At 38.4% G+C, this 21,161-nt stretch carries 18 protein-coding genes and 8 tRNA genes; 5 read left to right on the top strand and 21 right to left on the bottom strand.

Features of this window, described 5'->3' with window-relative positions:
• Positions 1–30: 30 nt before the first annotated feature.
• From F994_RS01175 to F994_RS01135, 9 genes are all read right to left on the bottom strand, one after another.
• Positions 31–645 (bottom strand): glutathione S-transferase family protein, encoded by a 615-nt coding sequence (locus tag F994_RS01175; RefSeq protein ID WP_034696430.1) that lies wholly within the window; start codon positions 643–645, stop codon positions 31–33.
• A gap of 156 nt (positions 646–801) precedes the next feature.
• The gene (locus tag F994_RS01170) at positions 802–1,695 is read right to left on the bottom strand and encodes a LysR substrate-binding domain-containing protein (protein WP_004648167.1); all 894 of its coding nucleotides are present in this window, start codon (positions 1,693–1,695) and stop codon (positions 802–804) included.
• A gap of 12 nt (positions 1,696–1,707) precedes the next feature.
• The gene (locus F994_RS01165) at positions 1,708–2,901 is read right to left on the bottom strand and encodes an MFS transporter (protein WP_004648166.1); all 1,194 of its coding nucleotides are present in this window, start codon (positions 2,899–2,901) and stop codon (positions 1,708–1,710) included.
• Positions 2,902–2,922: 21 nt separating this feature from the next.
• A complete protein-coding gene (locus tag F994_RS01160) occupies positions 2,923–3,492 on the bottom strand; it encodes a TetR/AcrR family transcriptional regulator (RefSeq protein ID WP_004648164.1) in 570 nt (189 codons plus the stop codon).
• A gap of 139 nt (positions 3,493–3,631) precedes the next feature.
• Positions 3,632–4,147 (bottom strand): acyl-CoA thioesterase, encoded by a 516-nt coding sequence (locus tag F994_RS01155; RefSeq protein ID WP_004648163.1) that lies wholly within the window; start codon positions 4,145–4,147, stop codon positions 3,632–3,634.
• 380 nt (positions 4,148–4,527) lie between these two features.
• Entirely contained in the window at positions 4,528–4,743 is a 216-nt protein-coding gene (locus F994_RS01150; protein WP_228128021.1) for a hypothetical protein, read from the bottom strand.
• 278 nt (positions 4,744–5,021) lie between these two features.
• Entirely contained in the window at positions 5,022–6,014 is a 993-nt protein-coding gene (locus F994_RS01145) for a patatin-like phospholipase family protein (RefSeq protein WP_004648161.1), read from the bottom strand.
• Between the two features lie 370 nt (positions 6,015–6,384).
• Positions 6,385–7,626, bottom strand: coding sequence for a sodium/glutamate symporter (gltS, locus tag F994_RS01140; RefSeq protein WP_034696429.1), 1,242 nt, complete (start codon positions 7,624–7,626; stop codon positions 6,385–6,387).
• Between the two features lie 564 nt (positions 7,627–8,190).
• Positions 8,191–9,489 carry a DcaP family trimeric outer membrane transporter gene (locus F994_RS01135; RefSeq protein WP_004648159.1) on the bottom strand — a complete coding sequence of 433 codons (1,299 nt, stop codon included), beginning with the start codon at positions 9,487–9,489 and terminating at the stop codon, positions 8,191–8,193.
• Between the two features lie 387 nt (positions 9,490–9,876).
• Between F994_RS01135 and F994_RS01130 the strand changes: the two genes are divergently transcribed.
• Positions 9,877–10,584 (top strand): nitroreductase, encoded by a 708-nt coding sequence (locus tag F994_RS01130; protein ID WP_004648158.1) that lies wholly within the window; start codon positions 9,877–9,879, stop codon positions 10,582–10,584.
• A 58-nt stretch (positions 10,585–10,642) separates the two neighbouring features.
• Here F994_RS01130 and F994_RS01125 read toward each other — a convergent pair whose 3' ends face one another.
• Positions 10,643–11,860: a multidrug effflux MFS transporter gene (locus tag F994_RS01125; protein ID WP_004648156.1), complete on the bottom strand. Its 1,218-nt coding sequence runs from the start codon at positions 11,858–11,860 to the stop codon at positions 10,643–10,645.
• A 136-nt stretch (positions 11,861–11,996) separates the two neighbouring features.
• Here F994_RS01125 and yccS point away from each other — a divergent pair, with 136 nt between their 5' ends.
• The 4 genes from yccS (at position 11,997) to F994_RS01105 (ending at position 18,508) form a co-directional block, all read left to right on the top strand.
• Entirely contained in the window at positions 11,997–14,171 is a 2,175-nt protein-coding gene (gene yccS / locus F994_RS01120; protein ID WP_004648155.1) for a YccS family putative transporter, read from the top strand.
• Between the two features lie 85 nt (positions 14,172–14,256).
• A complete protein-coding gene (locus F994_RS01115; RefSeq protein WP_004648154.1) occupies positions 14,257–14,817 on the top strand; it encodes a YcxB family protein in 561 nt (186 codons plus the stop codon).
• Between the two features lie 178 nt (positions 14,818–14,995).
• Positions 14,996–17,599 (top strand): PepSY domain-containing protein, encoded by a 2,604-nt coding sequence (locus F994_RS01110; protein WP_004648153.1) that lies wholly within the window; start codon positions 14,996–14,998, stop codon positions 17,597–17,599.
• Between the two features lie 126 nt (positions 17,600–17,725).
• Complete coding sequence (locus F994_RS01105; protein WP_034696428.1) at positions 17,726–18,508, top strand: YdcF family protein; 783 nt, start codon at positions 17,726–17,728, stop codon at positions 18,506–18,508.
• A 2-nt stretch (positions 18,509–18,510) separates the two neighbouring features.
• On the opposite strand, the gene F994_RS01100 is transcribed toward F994_RS01105, so the two are convergent.
• The 11 genes from F994_RS01100 to F994_RS01050 form a co-directional block, all read right to left on the bottom strand.
• Entirely contained in the window at positions 18,511–18,972 is a 462-nt protein-coding gene (locus tag F994_RS01100) for a DUF2750 domain-containing protein (protein ID WP_004648151.1), read from the bottom strand.
• A gap of 74 nt (positions 18,973–19,046) precedes the next feature.
• Positions 19,047–19,122 (bottom strand) — tRNA-Val (locus F994_RS01095).
• A gap of 91 nt (positions 19,123–19,213) precedes the next feature.
• Positions 19,214–19,290: transfer RNA gene (locus F994_RS01090), tRNA-Asp, on the bottom strand.
• A gap of 37 nt (positions 19,291–19,327) precedes the next feature.
• Positions 19,328–19,403: transfer RNA gene (locus tag F994_RS01085), tRNA-Val, on the bottom strand.
• A gap of 30 nt (positions 19,404–19,433) precedes the next feature.
• Positions 19,434–19,510 (bottom strand) — tRNA-Asp (locus tag F994_RS01080).
• 13 nt (positions 19,511–19,523) lie between these two features.
• Positions 19,524–19,599, bottom strand: a tRNA-Val gene (locus F994_RS01075).
• 21 nt (positions 19,600–19,620) lie between these two features.
• A tRNA-Asp gene (locus F994_RS01070) sits at positions 19,621–19,697 on the bottom strand.
• A gap of 51 nt (positions 19,698–19,748) precedes the next feature.
• Positions 19,749–19,825: transfer RNA gene (locus tag F994_RS01065), tRNA-Asp, on the bottom strand.
• Between the two features lie 25 nt (positions 19,826–19,850).
• Positions 19,851–19,926, bottom strand: a tRNA-Val gene (locus tag F994_RS01060).
• 248 nt (positions 19,927–20,174) lie between these two features.
• Positions 20,175–20,705 carry a cell wall-recycling L,D-carboxypeptidase ElsL gene (gene elsL, locus F994_RS01055; RefSeq protein WP_004648150.1) on the bottom strand — a complete coding sequence of 177 codons (531 nt, stop codon included), beginning with the start codon at positions 20,703–20,705 and terminating at the stop codon, positions 20,175–20,177.
• Between the two features lie 21 nt (positions 20,706–20,726).
• Positions 20,727–21,128: a YbaN family protein gene (locus tag F994_RS01050; protein WP_034696426.1), complete on the bottom strand. Its 402-nt coding sequence runs from the start codon at positions 21,126–21,128 to the stop codon at positions 20,727–20,729.
• Positions 21,129–21,161 lie beyond the last annotated feature (33 nt).

Genomic DNA, 21,161 nt, shown 5'->3' with positions numbered 1-21,161 from the left:
TTGATGATTAAATTAGCTACATAAAAAAGATTAGCCATTTAATTTCTGAAACCAAATCACATCTTTCATCGAATCACGCTGCTGAATCAATTCAAGAAAAGGTTTGAACTCATCCAAATAAGGTAAGATTTTGAAGGCAATTGCAAAAACCAGCCAGTAACCCAAATATAAATCTGCTGCTGAAATTTTTTCCCCAAGCAAATAAGGGTTCGCCTGCTGCATCCCCTGTTTTAAAAAGGCAAATAAGGTTTCTTGATCACCAAATGCTAAGCCTCGTTTTTTCTGTTCAATTCGTTCATCCGATACTTCAAGGCTGCGCAAATCCATATATTCAGTCAAAGGACCATGACAAAAAAACATCCATTTCAAATATGCCCCGCGCTTTGGATCATCCAATGCAGGTGCCAAACCCTTTTCAATATATTTATCGGCCAGATAGGTAAATATTGCAGCCGTTTCAGAAATTACGATACCTTGATCGACCAAACAAGGGACTTTCCCCATAGGATTAATGTTCAAATAATCTGCTTTATGCATATCTTCATAAGCAATCTGAATTTGATCAATTTGCTCTGCAATTCCCAGCTCCTTGAGCAAAGGAAAAAGGGTCATGCCACGTGATTGTGCATTGTTATATAGCTTCATCATTCTTATCATACCTATATTGTTGTTTTCGATTTTAACTATAAAGAGCTAAAACAGTTTGTGCATTATTGTTATGTGATGTGTGCAATCGCTCACGATGCTTTTGCTTTTTTAAAGCATCGTGCAACATTTAGGATATTATTAATGCTTAACTTTTTAAAAGAAGCCCATATAAAACTGCTCTTTTAATATTTTTAAAATCAGTTCAATGACTTCATTTTTTTGCCCTTTACGATAACTGGCATGCAGGTCAATCATCGGCAACGGCTCAATGGTATTTTTTACCACAATTTTATCACCCAAAAGTGGAATCACATAAGCGGGCACCAAGCTCCAACCGACTCCCATGCCCACTAGGTTTACATTCAATAAAATATTGGTCGATTGTTGCACCACATTTACATTTAGTTTGGACTGCTTAAAGAAATCCGTAATAATTTTATACAGTTGTGGTGATGCAACTTCATCACTAATAATAAAATCTTGCTGATTAAAGCTCTTAATACTCACATGACGCTGTGCGGCAATGGCCGAGTCTTTGGGAACAATTAAAGCCAAGGGCTCACTGAAAATTTGTACATGCTCAAGTTCACTCGACTCATCCACATAGCGCGTAAAAGCGATATCAATATCACCTTTTTTTAACGCTTTAAATTGATTTGCATCCGTCAAACTATGAAAATTAATTTTAATTTCAGGAAAATGCGCCCGAATATTCGGCATGATATAAGGGAAAATTTTCATTTCAGCCACGGGAACAAAACCAATATTCAGTTGGTCTTTGTTTAAATTGGCAATTTTCCGTGCATCTTGAATGGCTTTTTCAGCATGCTCTAAACTTAACAAGGCTTCTTTTAAAAATGCTTTACCTTCTTCAGTCAGTTCGACTTTGCGATTCGATCGAATCAGCAATTGCACACCCACTTCTTGTTCAAGGTCTTTAATTTGCTGGCTTAAAGAAGGTTGTACCGTGCACATACGTTGTGCAGCTTTAGTAAAATTCAGCTCTTCTGCCACTGCAACGAAATAGCGTAAATGACGTAATTCCATGGCCGTACCTCTTTATTTGAGTTGTTTAAGTGCTGCTGAAACGGTGTATTTATAGACAAATAATGTTGCCACAGTAATGACCACACAAAATAGATAAGTCATTTGATAACCATAGTAGGCAATGATCAAACCAAGGATCACTGAACCCATCGCCATGCCTAAATCAAATAAGGTAAAGAAGGTCGAAATTGCATGCCCCATACGCTGTTTAGGCACCGACTGAATAGCCACCGTTTGAAAACATGGAAATAATGAACCATAGCCAATACCAATAAATATAGCAGAGAGCCAAAGCATCCATTGATTGGAGATAAAGCTGACAATGACCAAACCAATCGCAAAGAAAATAAAGGATGGGTAAATCACCGCACTTGCACCTTTACGGTCATAAATTTTACCCACCCAAGGACGTACAATAATCATCGAAATGGCAAAGACAATAAAAAATAGGCTGGTATAGGCAAGCAGCTGTTGAGTTTCACTATATGCGGTAATAAAACTCATAATGCTGGAGTAAGCAAATGCAGTGAGCAAAGCAACAAAACCTATAGGCACTACACGCATTTCAATAATGTCATGAAAACCTAGACGCTTTCCTGCTCTTTTATCATCATCGCTTGAATCCATCTGATTTTTTGCTACAGGAACCATCAGGCAGAATATAAAGCCAAGACAAACCACACTGGCTAAAATTAAAAATAGGTTTTTAAAATCAGTAAATTGAATAATCGTTAATGCCAGCAATGGCCCAAACACCACGGCAAGATTGGTCGACATCACGAAATATCCCATGCCTTCACCTTTACGATGATCAGGAATAAAATCATTGGCAATCGGCACTGTAACCGTAGTTAAAACACTAAACCAAATACCATGAATAAAACGAATCACCAATAAAGCCCACAAACCATCGGCAAATAAATAGCTGAAAGCAAAAAGTACAAATAAAAATGCTGAACCACGGAACGCTATTTTTTTTCCTAATTTTTCAACAATCAGGCCAGAAAATGGACGAACCGCAATCGAAGAAACCAAAAATAAGGTTAATGCCAAACCCGCTTCTTTTACCGTTCCACCTAAATTTTTCATGATATAAATTGGCAAAATAGTCAGTAGCGCATAATAATAAGTAAATAAAAACAAATTATTAAAAAGGCACAAGATAAAAGAGCGATTCCATAAACGCTCAGTGGCTGTCGTAATCATAATGACCAACTTACTGCATAGCTATGGCGAGTTTTGAACAAGAATGGGTTGCATGACTAAACTAACTAGATGTTCAATATAGATTTGATCTGGTATTCGATTAAAGAAAATAATTTGATAATGGATTGGGCCATAAAGCGTATCGAGCATGAGCTCAAAAGGATATTCCGCAATAATTTCATGCCGTTCAATTGCAACTTGAATCAACTTACGCATTTGCTCACGGCGTGGTAATAAATACTGTTTAAAGAATTCACCCGCCGCTTCACGATGTTCCGCCATCACCACCAATAAGGCTCGACCCACAGGGTGGTTTAATGCTTGTGATAACTTTAAAAGTTGCTGGTTAAAATTAAATGCCAAACTTTGTTGAAAATCTAATTCAAATACAGGTGCAGTTTGTTCTTTAAACGCATCTAAGACTAAATCGGATTTATGCTTCCACCAGCGATAGATCGTGGATTTACCCACCCCTGCACGTGCCGCAATGTCTTCTACAGTTAAATGACTATAATCATATTCCTCTAATGCCTCAGACACTGCATTTAAAATACACTGCTTACGGCGTGAAGTTTTTTCCGCTTCAGTCATTACACCACCCAAACAAAACGATACGTATCGTTTTATATTATGCTGATTTCTTGTGCCTGTATAGCGTAAATCTCATTTTTTGAATCAAAAAAAAGACCGCTTAGCAGCAGTCTGTTTATTCAATCGATAATGCTACGCATTATGAAGTTTTCTTATAAATACTACATGATGGATGATGACTTTCTTGTAGACGTGCTACTTTACGATGTTCGGCAGCCTCAAAACGGCAACGCTTCCAATCATTGTCTAAATTTAATGCAGGAATTTGTTGTGGCTTGCCACTTTTATCGACAGCAACCATGGTGAAATAGCAACTATTGGTGTGACGTACAGTACGCTTTTGAATGTTCTGCGCTTCCACACGAATCCCGATTTCCATTGAAGTCCGACCAACATGGTTTACGCTAGCAAGAAAAGTAACCAACTCACCGACATGAATCGGTTCTTTAAAATTTACTTTATCGACCGACAAAGTCACTACATAGCTGCCTGAATAACGGCTAGCACATGCATAAGCGACTTGATCCAACAATTTTAAAATTGTTCCACCATGAACATTACCTGAAAAATTTGCCATATCAGGGGTCATTAATACTGACATGGTCAATTCAGCTTGGTCATCTAATGCTGGAGCAATTTGATCTAATGGGGACATCGCGTTCTCTAGACTCTTTAACAGACAATAGTATATGTAACTATTATTATATCGTTTTTCAAAGAAATTGAATGTCCCAATTGACAATAAAATCATCATTATTATTTATAGTTAAAAAAGCAGCATTCCAAGAAAGACTCAAAAAATCAACTCAAACCACTGTATATTATTAATTTTTTATATATCACCAACTTATAGAATAAATGCTCAAAAAAAATTATTACAAAAAACACCCACCGATAAATTGAAAACTTTCTCCGTTCATCATCATTATGCTCCCCCTCTTAAGGATCAAGCATGCATGCAAATCCATTTGCACCTACGGTATAATATATTGAATGACTAAGATAAAACTGAATAAATAAGATGAAGCAGATACTTTATACTTTACGTAACATCTCTTGAGAAATATTTCCGTAATTCAGCACATTCTGCTGATCTAACTGTATTTCAATCCCATATGTACCATCTGTATTTTCCGAAATCACGGTAAAAACTAGATGCTCCATAGAGGCCATTTTGACTTTATGACCTATTGTAATTTTTTCTCTCTTCGGATTACTTTTATTCATTGAACCACCCTTATAAATACACATTTTTGTATCAAATTTATTGAGATAAAGTTTATTGACTTTCTGGTAGTGGGTAAACTTAAATAATTGAACAAAAAGTATTAATCTAAAAATGATATAGAATAAGACATTTAGCCACTTAATTTATTTTCATGAAAAATATCAACTCATTAGTTTACTTTTACAATATAACCCACTCAAATAAGGTTGCTTTGTGAGCAAAAAACCCCACCATCGGCCTCACTAAAAATCTAATTTTAAATTTGCTGACTCTACCTGCATCATTGCAGTCATCAGCTTGCTTAATCATGTACACTAAATTGCTGAAGCTTCTGCCCTTGTGGGGTCTGTTTTTGATTAAATACCATTGAAATTTGCTGTAATTGATTTTGTGCTGCATCAATGCCCGCTTGTATGGTCATTTCACGACCTTTGACATCAAAAATATGCCCCTTCTCTCTTAAGTCAGGCTGAATCACGATATTTGCATGTTTAAGCTCTTCTCTGGCTAAGTGGTTCTGCATAATATTAATATTTTGATTAAACATTCCCCAAACATTACTGGTTTCGGTATGCATCGGTTGAGCTAAAATATCGACTGCAATAATAATATCTGCACCTAAATCACGAGCAACATCGACAGGTACAGGACTGACTAAACCGCCATCGACATATTCATCTTCACCAATCTTTGTGGGAACAAACATACTCGGTATAGACACTGACGCACGTACAGCTTGCCCAGTGTTACCATAATTAAATACCACTTTTTTGCCTTCTTTTAATTCTGTCGCCACCACATACATCGGTGTTTTAAGCAATTCTAAAGGCGTATTATTCACTTGTTGATTGACATAATTTTCAACTTTTTTGCCATCAAAAAAACCTTTCATGTCCAGTTTGATATCACGTACATCATTGGCTTTCATATTCAGCGCAATGTCACGCAATTCATCGGCTGTTTTACCGCTTGCATAAATTGAACCGACAATACTTCCTGCACTCGTACCCACAATAAAGTCAGGACGAATACCTTGTTGTTCCAAGACTTTAATCACACCGATATGTGCATAACCGCGTGCACCACCACTGCCGAGTACCAAAGCAACGATGGGACGACTTTGTTGCTGCTTTATTTTTTTAAAATTGATCCGATCTGCACGGACTTGAGCCTCAACACTTGGTGATTCAGATAGACCTGTAGAGCCAACAGTAACCTTGGACTGCGGCATAGTTTGGCAGCCCACAACACTGCATGCAGCGAAAGCAATAAAACCATATTTAATCTTGATCATGAATCACCTAATGATAAATAAGCTTAGCTTTTAAAAGTTGCATAGTGTAAAACGATCTCTTTTTCACACTGTAGTATTTCGTTAAACTGTCATCCAAAAAGATTAGTCTATCTAAGACCAACCCGAATGAATTTGCCCATTTCCCTTCTTCATTATCGCACTATTTTCCTGACTTTGTTTAAATTCGCCTGTCTTTCATTGCGCGGCCTTGCGGTACATTTTTTCAAATTTTATCCAATACCATTAATGCCCAAATATTCGAAAACACAGCACTTATTGAATTAGCTTTGTGCAATAGCAGCATTGTCCAAGCAGAGAATGAGCAAAAAAGAAAAGCCTGAAAACAGGCTTTTCTTAGCAAGATGAAGACTTATACAAAAAACTTAAGAATAAGCTGAATCACTGTCGCATTAATTAAATCGACAAAGAATGCACCACATAATGGAACAATCAAGAAGGCTTTATGCGATGGACCATACATATTGGTAATGGCCTGCATATTGGCTACGGCAGTCGGTGTTGCACCCATACCAAAGCCACAATGTCCTGCTGAAAGCACAGCAGCATCATAATTTTTGCCCATCACGCGGAAAGTCACAAATGCCGCATAAAGCGCCATTGTCAGCGTTTGCGCACCTAAAATAATCACCAATGGACCAGCCAAATCGGCCAATTGCCATAACTTCAATGAAAGTAATGCCATTGCCAAATAAAGTGATAACGATGCATTACCAAATACGTCAATTGCGCGGTCAAAAATTCCAACTTTAAATACCCCTTCAAGGACATTTCGTAGAATGACACCACCAGCCAAGGTCCATACAAAAGTTGGCAACTCAAACCAAGTGCCTTTACTAAAGCCAGTCATAAATTCAGCAAATGCTAAACACGCCGCGAACATACCCAAAGTGGTGATCGCATTATCAGCAGTAATTAAACGCACCTGATGTGGATATTCAAATTGCGTAAACTCATCTGAATCTGTATCCGCATTGAGGGTTGAATCGCGATCTGCAATTTGTTTATTGGTACGAGAAATAGCTAGTTGATGACGATTAATCAACATTTTAGCTAAAGGACCACCAATGATACCACCAATGATTAAACCAAAAGTCGCACTTGCCATACCCAAGGCTAATGCACCCTGAATACCATGCTGTACTTCTAAAATCTCCCCCCAAGCACCCGCTGTACCATGACCACCAGTGAGCGTAATTGAACCAGCAATCAGGCCAATTAAAGGATCAATACCTAATAAAGTCGCTAAACCAATACCAACAAAATTTTGTACTACAATAAATGAAGCAACGCAGACGAGGAAAATGACCAGTCCAAAGCCACCCTCTCTTAACTTGGCAAAGTTTGCACTTAAACCAATAGAAGCAAAGAAAATCAGCATAAAGCTGGTTTGTAGTTCACTGCTTGTAGAGATACTAAAACCCCAAAAATTGTGAACTAACAGCGAAACAATCGCTGCAACTAAACCACCTGCAACTGGCTCTGGGATATTATAGCGCTTTAAAAAATCAATTTTATTGACAAGAAAACGTCCTAATAAAAGAACGATTACCGCTGCAATGAGCGTATAAAAGGCATTAAAAGTAAATTCCATCATTATTGTCCATAAAATAAGTGGATTCTTTTTGTTCTATAACCTTATTAGCACCTGAAAGAAAAACAATTTCAAGGATCATTTGGTCAATACCAAACCACAGTGAAAGCTATACAACAAAAAGGTATAAGAACAAAAATTCATTTTTGATGAAACTACAGGACAGCGAGATGATTTTTTCCACCATGATGGAAAATCATAAAAAAAGACAATACGAGTTACTATGTTCTAGCGCGCAAATAAAAGGATCATTTCATTTGAATGCCAACTAACCGACTGACTCATGAGAGGTTATCTCATTTAAAGCTTCTAGTCCTGGTCATGCTGATTCACGCAGGGTATGCGAAAATAAACATACATCACTCACAATAATAGTGGTATTACGGTAAGTAATGTTCAAAAAGAGGATACATTATGCAGATTTAGCTATTAATGTCTTTAGTTTTTTACAATTTTATCTTTTGGTGTAAATTATCATTTTTTATATTACTTTCAAATTTGAATATTTTTTAATAAAAAAGAGGCGAATTAATCGCCTCTTTTGCTCTGTCTAAACTTTTTAAATTAGAAGCTATATTTAGCCATTAAACCTACACGGTTATCTTTATATGACTGTCCAGCAAATGTATCACGCTTACCATTGATGTATTCAACACCTAAGTCAATTGGCGCAACAGGCGTATAGATAAAGTTAATCCATGCTTGTTGAACTTTTTCATTCGCATTTACACTCGATGTAGATTTAGCATAATCAGTATCATCATCAGCAAAAATTGCGCCATACGCTAAAGTCGAACGGAAGTTAGGCGAGAATTTGTATGTCGCACCCACTTGCACAGCATTAAATTCATTTTGTTCAATACTGTTATTCGCATTCACGACATAAGCTGAATTACTGCCGTATAAATAGTTGCTATTACCAACAACATGAGAAATATCAGCTGATACTTTCAATGGCGCAGAGACTTGATAATTAACACCTGCTGCAACACCCCAACCTGTTTCATTATCATCAGCAACAGTCGATTTATAATTTTCAACCAATGCACGTGCAGAAACAGAACCTTTACCTTCGGCAAACCCTTGGGTTAATTTTGCAGTCAAATTCGGTAAACTATATTTAACGCCTGTACCTGAGCTATCTGCTTTTTCTGCCGAAACAAATAATTGAGTCGCAGGAGCAAGTTTAAAGCCATAACGAACTTGTGGAACACGTGCTGTACCACCACCAAGGTTAGTACTAAAATCAATCATTTCAGGTGCATGATTCGACAAGAAATTCGAGGTTGTTTGACCAAATAACCAATCGTTATAAGTTAAATAAGCATGACGGATACGTAAATTTTCAGTCGAACTTGCAAAGTCAACTTCGACTTTACCACCAACTTTTGCATCGCCAACAGGTGTATTAAAATCTAAACCAATACGCGTGGTTTTAGCCGTCGCACGTAATTTATCATTTACCAGTTTAGGATCTGTAGTTCCTGACCCATTTACTTTATGTACTGCATTAAAGTCGTCATCCGCACCTTCAATAATGTAGTTGGCATCGCCACGGACAAAACCATATAAGTTTACATTCGCGCCTGCTTTAGATTTAAAACCTGTAAGTGGCGATTCAGCTTTCACTGCGACTGCTGCAATTTGTACAGGCTGTGCTTTTACTTGTTCAATTTGAGTTTGTTGCTGTTGTTGAACTTGATGTTGCTGTTGAATTAAAGATTTTAATGCATCAACTTCTTTACGCAGTTGTTGAATTTGTTCTTGCTCAGCTTTACCAGCATGTGCTGTGCTTACCATTACAGCTGTCACTGCTAATGCTAGGCTTTTAGCCATAAATTTACTGTTGAGTAAGCGACTCATTCTAATCTCCAATTTAAATATCTCGCATCCGTGCATAAACAACCCTGAAAAACTCAACAAATGAATGAAAAATATAGATTCATTATTGTAAAAAGCTTCAAAAATCATTGCATTTTCTGCTATTAGTACAGTTAAAAAGCTTAAAATATTGTAAAAGTGCAACATATGTAAACCATATGTAACCATCAATCTATCAAGTTCTATGCTTTATTAAAATCGATTTTGTCAAACAACGATTAAAAAACTCTCTTATTGTTAAAGATTTATTTCAAAATAATGAATATATTCTTAAACTTAGCTATTATTTACAGAAAGCTTTACGTACAAATATTCGACTAATGTATATAATAAAATTGAGTTAAAAAATGCATTTAAAAAGGAGTTTTCATGAATTTGCAACAAGTTCACCATGTAGATGATGCCATTACCTCACGCCATTCCGTTCGCGCCTTTCTCAATAAAACGGTTGATGCTCAAATCATCAAAGATATTTTGACCGTAGCCAGTCGCGCCCCATCAGGAACCAACACACAACCTTGGAAAGTCTATGTGGTGACTGGAAAAAAACGTGATGAAATGGTGGATCGTGTTTGTAAAGCACAAATCGAACTGTTTACACAGCCTGAACTTGCAAGCCAATATCAAGAAACCTTTGCTTATTACCCAGAAAATTGGATTTCACCATTCATTGACCGCCGCCGTGAAAATGGTTGGGGATTATATGGTTTATTAAATATCCAAAAAGGTGAAAAAGAAAAAATGGCGCGCCAACAACTGCGCAATTACCAATTGTTCGATGCACCCGTTGCCTTGTATTTTACCGTCAACAAAGCCATGGGCATTGGCTCGAAAATGGATATTGCCATGATGATTCAAAATGTCATGATTGCAGCAAAAGCACGTGGTCTGGATACCTGCCCTCAAGCAGCGTGGAATCATTTCCATCCAATCGTACTGGATGTACTGGGGGCACCTGAAGAGGAAGAATTGGTATGTACCATTGCTTTAGGCTATGCCGATACGGATGATATTGTGAATACTTTTATTACCCCGCGTATTGCAGTTGAAGAATTTACTGTTTTCTTAGATCAATAATTCATTTCAGCTAAAAAAGAGACCTATCATGAAGGTCTCTTTTTAATTTATTTACATATTAGCGATGAGTGCTTTGATGCTGTACAGGTGGTGTTAATTTCATAATCGCAACCAATGTGATGACAACAAAAATTAACATCAAAATCCCCATATTCAAAAGTGCATTCCAAACCAAAAAGTTCAGAATCACTCCACCGAGTAAACCACAGGCAAATTGAATACTGCCCATAATAGCACTGGCTGTTCCTGCTCGTGCACCTTGCTCAGACATGGCCAAAGCCATGGCATTCGGTCCAGTAAAACCGATACCAGAAACCGCCAAAAACATGCCAATAAAAACAATCCACAACGGGCTATGACTGAATAAACCCGCAACAAATAAGATGGATGCACCGACAAGCTGTAGCATACCGCCCATTTTTAAACGACTCAGGACTGAAAACTTATAGGCAAGTTTCTTATTCAGTGTCGATAACAACATAATACCAAAAGCATTTAGACCAAAAGCATAAGCAAATTGTTGTTGATTTAAGCCATAGTCATCCATAAGTACTGAAGCTGATGAACTGATATAGCAAAATAAAATACCACCAGAAAAACAGCCTGCCAACATGGGCCAGCGAAAACTCGGATCTTTTAAAATCACTGCATATAAATTTAGGATTTGGTTGATATTTAACTTTAAACGACGTTCAGGTGCTAAACTTTCTTTAAAGAAAAAATGTATACACAATAGACAGATCACACCCATCAAAGTCAAAAACACAAAGACGGCATGCCAAGAAAAAAACTTGAGCACCATTGCCCCTAAACTGGGTGCAATAATTGGGGCAATCCCCATCACAATCATCATACTGGCAAAAGCTTGTGCAGAAGCATGCATATCTAAACGGTCACGAATCGCAGCGCGAGCAATCACTACCCCAACACAACCACCAACCGCCTGTAAAATACGTGCCGCAATTAAGCTCCATTCATTGGTCGCAAAAATACATAACATGCTTGCCACAATATAAAGGATTAACCCAAAATAGAGCGGTGTTTTACGTCCAATTCGATCGCTCAGTGGCCCATAAACCAACTGTCCCAATGCTAAACCTAAAAAATATGCAGGTAAGGTATTAGCAACCATTTGTGTACTTACGCCAAAATCCTGTGCCATTTGAGGCAACGCGGGTAAGTACATATCTATCGAAAGTGGACCTAAGGATGTCAATAATGCTAGCAGCATAATCCATGCCGTGGAATATTGTTGAGTAGACTGTTGTACAGACATATGGATATTTAATTTTTAAATGATAGCTTTGAAGACAAGCTTACACTGTACATAGTATTATTTCTAAGAATTGAGAGTGAAAAATCACATAATTTTACTTCATGATGCATAGATCACTTTGTGGTAAGGACATAATTTGAAATCTTGGCTCACGCGTATTAAACAAGCGACCTATAACACCACCTTTATGTATAACCTGCGTATGGTCATTGCATTTGCAGGGACTGCCTTTGTTCCTTATTTTATGGGATACCAGATCGCCACTATTCCATTGACTTTAGGGGTGGTTGCTGCTGGTCTAAGTGATATTGATGACCGTTTTTCGGTCCGCATCATGAACCTGATTTATACTTATATTGGTTTTTTTATTACTGCCGCATCGGTTTATTTCTTATTTCCTTACCCAATTATATTTGCTTTAGGCTTGATTGTTTCCTGCATTGGCTGGATCTTACTTGGCTCACTGGGTCGTCGTTATGCCACCATTTCCTATGGCTGTTTAGTCATTTCCGTGTACTCAATGCTAGGTGTTGGACTATTTGATCATTGGTATATTCAGCCCTTACTTTTAGTGATTGGTGCAGCATGGTATGGCGTGATTTCAACCATTAGCTTTTTATTATTTCCCGTTCGCCAAGTACAAGACAAGTTATCGCAATGTTATTCATCTTTAGGTGATTTTCTCTTTGCAAAATCCAACCTGTTTGATGTGGATATGACCCCCAACAGTTATCAGCAAAGTATGATTGAACTGTCCTTAGAAAATGGCAAATTAGTCGGTATTTTTAACGAAATGAAAACCGCACTACTGACCCGTTTAAAAGGTGACCGCGGACAAAAAGATACCCGTCGTAGCTTACAATATTATTTTGTTGCCCAAGATATTCACGAACGCGCTGACTCAGCGCATATTGATTACCAAAAACTGGTCAAAATTTTTGAACACAGTGATATTTTATTTCGCTTCCAACGGATTTTATTTATTCAAGCTAAAGCCTGTAAAGATTTAAGCCACAGCATTTTGCATCGTGAAACCTATCAGCACAATAAACGCTTTAAACATACTTTTGCCAATTTAAAACTATCTTTAGAAAAGTTACGTACAGAACAACAATATGATCAAGTCTGGGTCAATGCACTATTTTCACTCTATCAAAATTTAAAGGCGATTGATGCTCAACTGCGGAATGTAGAAACTGAACGTCATATGATATTTGATAGAGCCAAACATATTGAAAACCAACTCAAAGATGATGACTTAAAAGGCTGGGATGACATTGTTAGCCGAATCAAACAGCACTTAACCCCCGAATCCGTTCTGTTTCGGCATGCCATACGTGTCTCTATTGTCTTACTGATTGGTTATATTTTTGTCCAAGTGAGCAATATTGAATATGGTTACTGGGTTTTACTGACCGCTCTTTTTGTCAGCCAACCCAATTTTAATGCCACCAAGCGGCGCTTACGTTTACGTATTGTCGGCACTTTAGTGGGAATTATCTTAGGTTATGCCATTTTGTATTTTATCCCTTCCATTGAGGGGCAATTATTACTGCTCATTTTAAGTGGCGTGCTATTCTTTGAATTACGGAGTAAACAATATGCACAAGCCACTGCTTTTATTACTATTCTTGCAATGATTAACTTTAATCTTGACGGTGTAGGTTTTGCAGCAGCCCTACCCCGTATGATTGATACATTAATTGGTTGTGCATTGGCATGGTTTGGGGTCAGTTTTATTTTCCCCGACTGGAAATTCCGCCGTCTATCACGCACCATCAATCGCTCTCTCACCGCACAATGCAACTATTTAGCGGAAGTTGCAGAGCAATACAAATATGGCCGTAATAATGGTTTGAAATATCGTGTGATACGTCGTGCTGCACATAATAATGATGCAGAAGTTGCATCACTCATTTCAACCTTAGCCACAGAACCCGATTTTGATCCCACTCAAAAAAGCTTAGCTTTTGAATTTTTGTGTTTGAATCATACCCTCTTAAGTTATATTGCGGCTTTAGGCGCACATCGTGAAAAAATAGAAGATCAAGAAGTATTAACGCTTTTAGATCTTGCTGTAGAAAATATCCAAGGATCTTTACTCAAAGATGAAGCTCCTGATCTTAATGCACAAAATATGTTGGATACGATTCGGCAACGCTTAAGCTCAAATAATAAAGATGATCAAAAAGCGCTGATTGTGTTACAACAATTATCTTTAATGTTGAGCATTCTGAATCAACTCAGCCGTTTGAAGCAAAGTTTGAGTCATGACCGTGATGATAAAGCCACCGAATTAGCCTCATTATAAATAGGATGATTTTGGAACAATATACTCACTGAATTGCCATAAATAATGCTAAACTTTTTACAGTTCTAAATTTGTTATTTTCATTATGACCGCGAAAAATTTATACGCTTATACCCTTCAACCTGTGAACTATGAAATTTCAGAGGCTGAACAACGTCAAGCTCAACTTGCTATTTGGCGTAGTACCAACAAAATCAGCACTAAATCATGGATTATCATGGCTGTCGTCGCTGTATTATCCATTGTCGGTATTATCTTATTAAAAAACTATTCGACTATTTTTTGTTGGGTCGCATTGGTCGGTGTAGTTGCTTACTTCTTGATTCGTAAATTCGGTTTGGAATGGTACGTTAAACGTAAAATGAATGAATTTCCAGTTCAGGAAATCAAAGGGATTCGTTTAGGCGTGCAACCGCATGGTCTAATTATGCGCCAAAAAATGGGTGCACAAGAAGGTGTTGGTGCGATTGGCTGGAAAGATATTTATGAATGGTATAACACACCAGACTTTTTGTTGATTAACTTCAAAGTGAAAGGTCAACAAGGTGCTTATATTCTGCCAAAACGTATGGATTCAAGAAACTTTTCATTCAATACCATTCGTAAGCATTTAACTGAAACGGTTGGCGAAGCCAAACAAGTTTAAGACCTGCTGTAATGCAAAATTTTTAAATAAAAAACCTCCAAAATATTGGGGGTTTTTTTAATACCACAAGCACAACTGAGAATGAGAATGTATATTAATTTCAAAATCCATAACATCTACTTAAAGTTCAGTTATAATTCGCGCTAATACTGTTCACCGCCTACCTCATTTTCCAGCTATGTTAAAAAAAATCTTTTTTCAGATCCACTGGTTCCTCGGAATTACCGCCGGATTGATCCTCTCTATTATGGGCGTCACAGGTGCCATTTACTCATATGAACAACCTATTCAAAAATGGCTGAATCCAGATAGTTATACCGTACAAGCTGAAAATCGAGATAAATTAACACCTGCGGAACTGTATCAGCATTTCCAGAATACCGACCCAAAAATCAAAATTAATAGCATTACCATTACCAAAGATCCGACGGCCTCTTCTAGCATTAATATTGTCAAAGAAGGTGCACGTAAGGGTTATAACATGATGATTAACCCCTACACTGCCGCAGTTTTGCCTGAAATTAAAGGCCGAGATTTCTTCCAATTTGTCCAACAATTGCACCGTAATTTAACGGTTGGCCCTGTCGGAAAACAAATTACGGGCGCATCTACCCTTATTCTCATTCTCTTTGTTTTGAGTGGACTATATCTACGTTGGCCTAAAAAACACTCTTTAAAACAATGGTTCATGATTAAACCGCAGCTCAAAGGACGGAATTTTCTTTGGGATTTACATGCTGTTGTGGGTACATGGGTGGTGATTTTTTACTTAATACTTGCCTGTACTGGACTGTATTGGTCTTATGACTGGTGGCGTAATGGCATGTATAAAGTATTGGGCGTTGAGTCTCCTCAAGCAGAAATGCAAGAAGGCAAAGGCAACCGTCAAAATGCAGGTGAACAGCGCAATAAAAATGAAGCGGCTGGTGGTGAAGCCAATTCAAAGCATAAAGAGGCAAAAAAAGCACTCTCAGCAGCGCAAATTAATCTCGCTTTAACCCAAACTTGGACTGGCTTTAATGCACAAGTCGGCCGTGACTATTCCACCCTGACGGTCAATTTACCGAAAAAACCCGATGGCAAAATCGAGTTAAACTTTGTTGATGTCGTTCCGCAACATGAACGTGCACGTAACAAAGCCACATTTAATTATCAAACTTCAACTATTGAAAAAATGGATCTCTATGAAGATCAAAAATTAAATGAAAAAATCATGAGCAGCATGTTGCCTGTGCATCGCGGTAGTTTCTTTGGACCTGTATACCAATTCTTAGCCATGCTTGCGGCGTTAGTCATGCCATTGTTCTTTGTGACAGGTTGGATGCTTTATCTCAAACGTCGTAAACAAAAGAAACTGACCCAACAAGCACGTCTTGCTGCAACCGCAGTCACTATCGATCCGAATGCAAAACCTTGGCTCATTGCTTATGCAACACAAACGGGTACGTCAGAACAACTGGCATGGCGGACTGCAACCAGCTTACAAGAGGCTCGTCAGCCTGTAACCGTCAAAGCATTACAACATCTAAGCTTAGATGATTTAAAAAATACTGAACAAGTCCTGTTTGTCGTCAGTACCTACGGTACGGGTGAAGCACCGGATTTAGCATCAAGCTTTGTGAAAAAAATACTCCCAATGCACGTTGATTTAAGCCATCTCAACTATGCTGTTTTAGCCTTAGGTTCTGAAGAATATCCTGAAACCTTCTGTAGTTTCGGGCACGCTATTGATAATTGGTTAAAACAAAATGGTGCGAAGCAATTATTTACTACCATTGAAGTGAATAATGCCAACCATCAACAGATCCAAGCATGGAATATGGCTTTAGCAAAAGTGACTCAACTTGAATTACAAGCCATGAATATTGAAAAAACATTCGACTCATGGACATTAACTCAACGTGATGTACTCAATCCTGACAGCCTAGGTGCAGCAGCATTTAATATTGAACTCAAACCAACGCATGAAGTACATTGGCAAGCAGGTGATATTGCCGAAATTCAACCTGGTAATAGTGCTGAGCGTATTGCCCACTTTATGCAAAAATACCAGATTACTGCGCATAGCCCAGTTGAATCACTAAATATCAAGATTGAACAAGCATTATGGGATAAAGATTTAACCACCGAAGTTGAACCTTTTGCCAATTTAGAACACTTGCTTGAGCAATTACAGACTTTACCTTCGCGTGAATATTCTATTGCTAGTATTCCATCGCAGCAGGTCTTGCGTTTGGTGGTTCGCCAACAATCAGATGATCAAGGTCAACTGGGTTTAGGCTCTGGATGGTTGACTCAACATGCAGCATTAAAGAGTGAAATTGCACTGCGTATTCGCACCAATGACTCATTCCATCTGATTGATGATAACCGCCCGATTATTTGTATTGGTAACGGTACAGGTCTAGCGGGCTTAATGAGCTTATTGCATGCACGTACACGTCAAGACTACACACAAAACTGGTTAATCTTTGGTGAACGCCAACGTGAGCACGACTTCTTCTATCAAAGTACCATTGAAGCATGGCAAACCACAGGCATGCTACAACGCCTTGATTTGGCTTTTTCTCGTGATCAAGAAGCCAAAGTATATGTACATCACAAACTTCGTGAACAAGCACAAGAACTTCAAGCATGGATCAATAATGGTGCTGCGATTTATGTGTGCGGTAGTATTCATGGCATGGCAAGCGATGTAGATCAAGCCCTGATTGCTATTCTAGGTGAAGCAATGCTTGATCAGCTTCGTCAAGAAGGTCGTTACCGTCGTGATGTCTATTAATTCAAAAAAAGACCATTAAATCAGATCAAAACCGAGCCTCAGTGCTCGGTTTTTTCAAACAACACTAGAAAAATATCGAACTTCAGTTAGACTGCAAAACATCTCATCTGCACTAAAACAGTCTTTATGTCTGAAAAAATAAAAAGAATCTTTAGTTTGATCTTAGGCTGCCTTTTGTTCTGTGACGGTTTATGGTTAATTTTGCACAATAAAATCCATCTGGGTACTGTATTACCGCTATTGCTGGGTTTTGTATTGCTGATTCATGCCATTTTTTATCGTTCCATACAGCACTTTTTAGCGCAAAAAGTACAACTTAAAGTGCTCTACCAATGGGCATGGGGTGGTTTTTTACTTTGGCTTATCAGTGTGGCTGTATTTTTCGCTTATATTCACCAGCATACCCAACAGCAAAATACTGAGCAAACAGTACAAGCGATTATTATTTTAGGTAGTGGCATCCAAAATGGTCAACCCTCTCCGACTTTAGCGAAACGTTTAGATCAGGGTGCTGAACTGGCACAACAACAGACAAAAGCCATTCTTATTGTCACGGGTGGCATTGGTTATACTGAAAAACAGACTGAAGCTGAAATTATGGCCAAATATTTATATCAACAGTATAACATTCCGCTACAACGCATTTATTTGGAAGATAAAAGCACCAGTACGGAGTTAAACCTGCTTAACTCAAAGACCATTTTAAAGTATCAGAACATTCCTCTCTCTGCGCCAATTGCCATTGTAACCAGTGACTTCCATACCTTACGAGCAGCCGCGATTGCCAAAAAACTGGGCTATCAAAATGTCATCATGAGCAGCGCAGAAACTCCCTTAAACACGCGCTATAACGCATGGCTAAGAGAATATTTTGCTTTTATCAGTGGTTGGATATTACAAGAATACTAAAATTAATTTAAACGGATATTGCGCGGCAAAGGAAGTTTCGTGTCCTTAAATAACTCGGGTTTTTGCACATAGATCTGATACAGATATTTTTTCAGGTCTATGAGTAATTTTTCAGGTGCAACCAATACATTTTGCCCTTCAGGGGTTAAATCCATCGAGATACAGGTTTTTTCTTGACGTAAAAAAGGAATCACTTTCTCAACAAAATCTTTGAGTGAAATTTCCTGAATTTGATAATTTTGCCAGTTATCTTTAATCAATAACTTGGCTAAGCTTTTCTGCTGCCACACTGCGAAAGCACGCTGACCTGTTGGTGTTGCACATAAAGCCCATCCATCGTCAAATAGAGCACTTACAGAGCCTTGAGCAACGATCGTTTCAATGAATTGTTTATAAATATCTTGCGCATTATAACTTTTATTCTGATTTTTCGACGCAGCTTTGCGTTGATATTGATTTCTCATAGTTTTTCAATATTTAAAATTATTATAGGCTTGAGATTCTATGAAAAAAACAGAATTTGAGCAAGGAGAATATATGGTGGGCGCTGACGGGATCGAACCGCCGACATTCTGCTTGTAAGGCAGACGCTCTACCAACTGAGCTAAGCGCCCTTGAGGAATAAAAATAGCGTGGCTATTTTTATGATGCAAGAAAGAAATCTTGCTGAATGTAACCATGATCTAGAACAAGGAATCTAAAAAATGGCGCAGCGGACGGGACTCGAACCCGCGACCCTCGGCGTGACAGGCCGATATTCTAACCAACTGAACTACCGCTGCATTGTAAACTTATCACTAAGTTTTATATCCGAAGATATGGTGGGCGCTGACGGGATCGAACCGCCGACATTCTGCTTGTAAGGCAGACGCTCTACCAACTGAGCTAAGCGCCCTTAAAGGGTCTAACATTTTCGATTTTAAGATGGCGCAGCGGACGGGACTCGAACCCGCGACCCTCGGCGTGACAGGCCGATATTCTAACCAACTGAACTACCGCTGCATCACAAAAAATCTGGTGGGCGCTGACGGGATCGAACCGCCGACATTCTGCTTGTAAGGCAGACGCTCTACCAACTGAGCTAAGCGCCCTTAAAAGGTCTATCATGTAAATGGCGCAGCGGACGGGACTCGAACCCGCGACCCTCGGCGTGACAGGCCGATATTCTAACCAACTGAACTACCGCTGCACTTACATAATATCGCTATTAAAGTACAAACAACTTGCTATCTGAATTAAGTGGCGCAGCGGACGGGACTCGAACCCGCGACCCTCGGCGTGACAGGCCGATATTCTAACCAACTGAACTACCGCTGCACTTAAAACATTTAACGTAAAGACTTGGTGGGCGCTGACGGGATCGAACCGCCGACATTCTGCTTGTAAGGCAGACGCTCTACCAACTGAGCTAAGCGCCCTTTACGACTTCATCGTTTGTGTGGTGCATTATAGAGAATCTATGCAGCCTGTCAAACGCTTTTCTGCCTGTTTTGAGTTTTTTATGTTTGAGTGATTAAAAAATAGGTGATTCGCTATAAAAACAAACAATTTCTGCAACTTATTTAGGATTTTACTAAAAAACACCTCAATTCATCGTACAATTTTCACTCAAAAAATATTCATGTTTTTGAATAAACAGTAAATGATTTTATTCTTAGATGTTGTTTTATCTATTTGTACTGCTTTCCAAGTCCGTTAAATTTAATTTATGTTCGGAAATAAAAACCAAAGCATCTTCAGCAATCAGATCAAATAATTCGATCACATCCTGATTACGCATACGAATACAGCCATGCGACATGGGAATGCCCATCGGTTCAGTGTCTGGTGTACCGTGTATATAAATATAGCGTTTAAAAGTATCACACCCCTCACCTTGATTAAAATTATCTTCTAAACCACTTAACCAAAGAATACGAGATAAAATCCAATCCCGTTCAGGAAATTGTGCGGCTAGGGCTTCATCATAAACTTCACCCGTTTCTTGTCTGGCAATAAAGACTGCATTTTGAGGTGCTGTCTGACCAAATTTAAGTGCAATCTTGTGCCAACCTCTAGGTGTCTTGCCTGTATTTTCTTGTTCACCTATGCCATTTTGACCTGAAGAAATCAGATAAAATTTATTATGTTTAGGTAAAGTTAAGGTTTGCTCTGCTAAATCAATCCAGATATCTGCGTGTGCTAAAGAATATGACATGATGTGTATTACTCAGGCTCTTTAATCTGTGGTTTTTTTGATCTGTGGTTTTTTGATCTGTCCAGTCGAAGGTTCAGGACGTAGCCACAACCAAATTGCGACGCTTAACATAATCAAGTCTGTAAATACTTTGACCAACACAGGCGCGTTGGTCAATAACATCAGCATAGCGCTGATCAACATCATGATACTGGCAAACCATTTCGCTTTGCGCGGCACAGTCCCGCTTTCACGCCATGCTCTTAAGGTTTGACCATACTTAGGATGATTGAGTAACCATTCATCCATTTGTGGCCAGCCTTTTGACGCGGCCCAAGCTGCTAAAATAAGAAATACTGTTGTTGGCATACCCGGTAAAAGCGCTCCGATAAAGCCTAGAATGACAAAAATCATCACTAAACTCCGCCAAAACAACATTTTCATAGCACTGCCCTATACAACTAATTGCGGTAGTAT

The sequence above is a fragment of the Acinetobacter bohemicus ANC 3994 genome, assembly GCF_000367925.1.
Taxonomy (GTDB): Bacteria; Pseudomonadota; Gammaproteobacteria; order Pseudomonadales; family Moraxellaceae; genus Acinetobacter; species Acinetobacter bohemicus.
The sequence above is the reverse complement of the archived record's forward strand: the minus strand, read 5'-3'. Positions and strand labels throughout refer to the sequence as shown.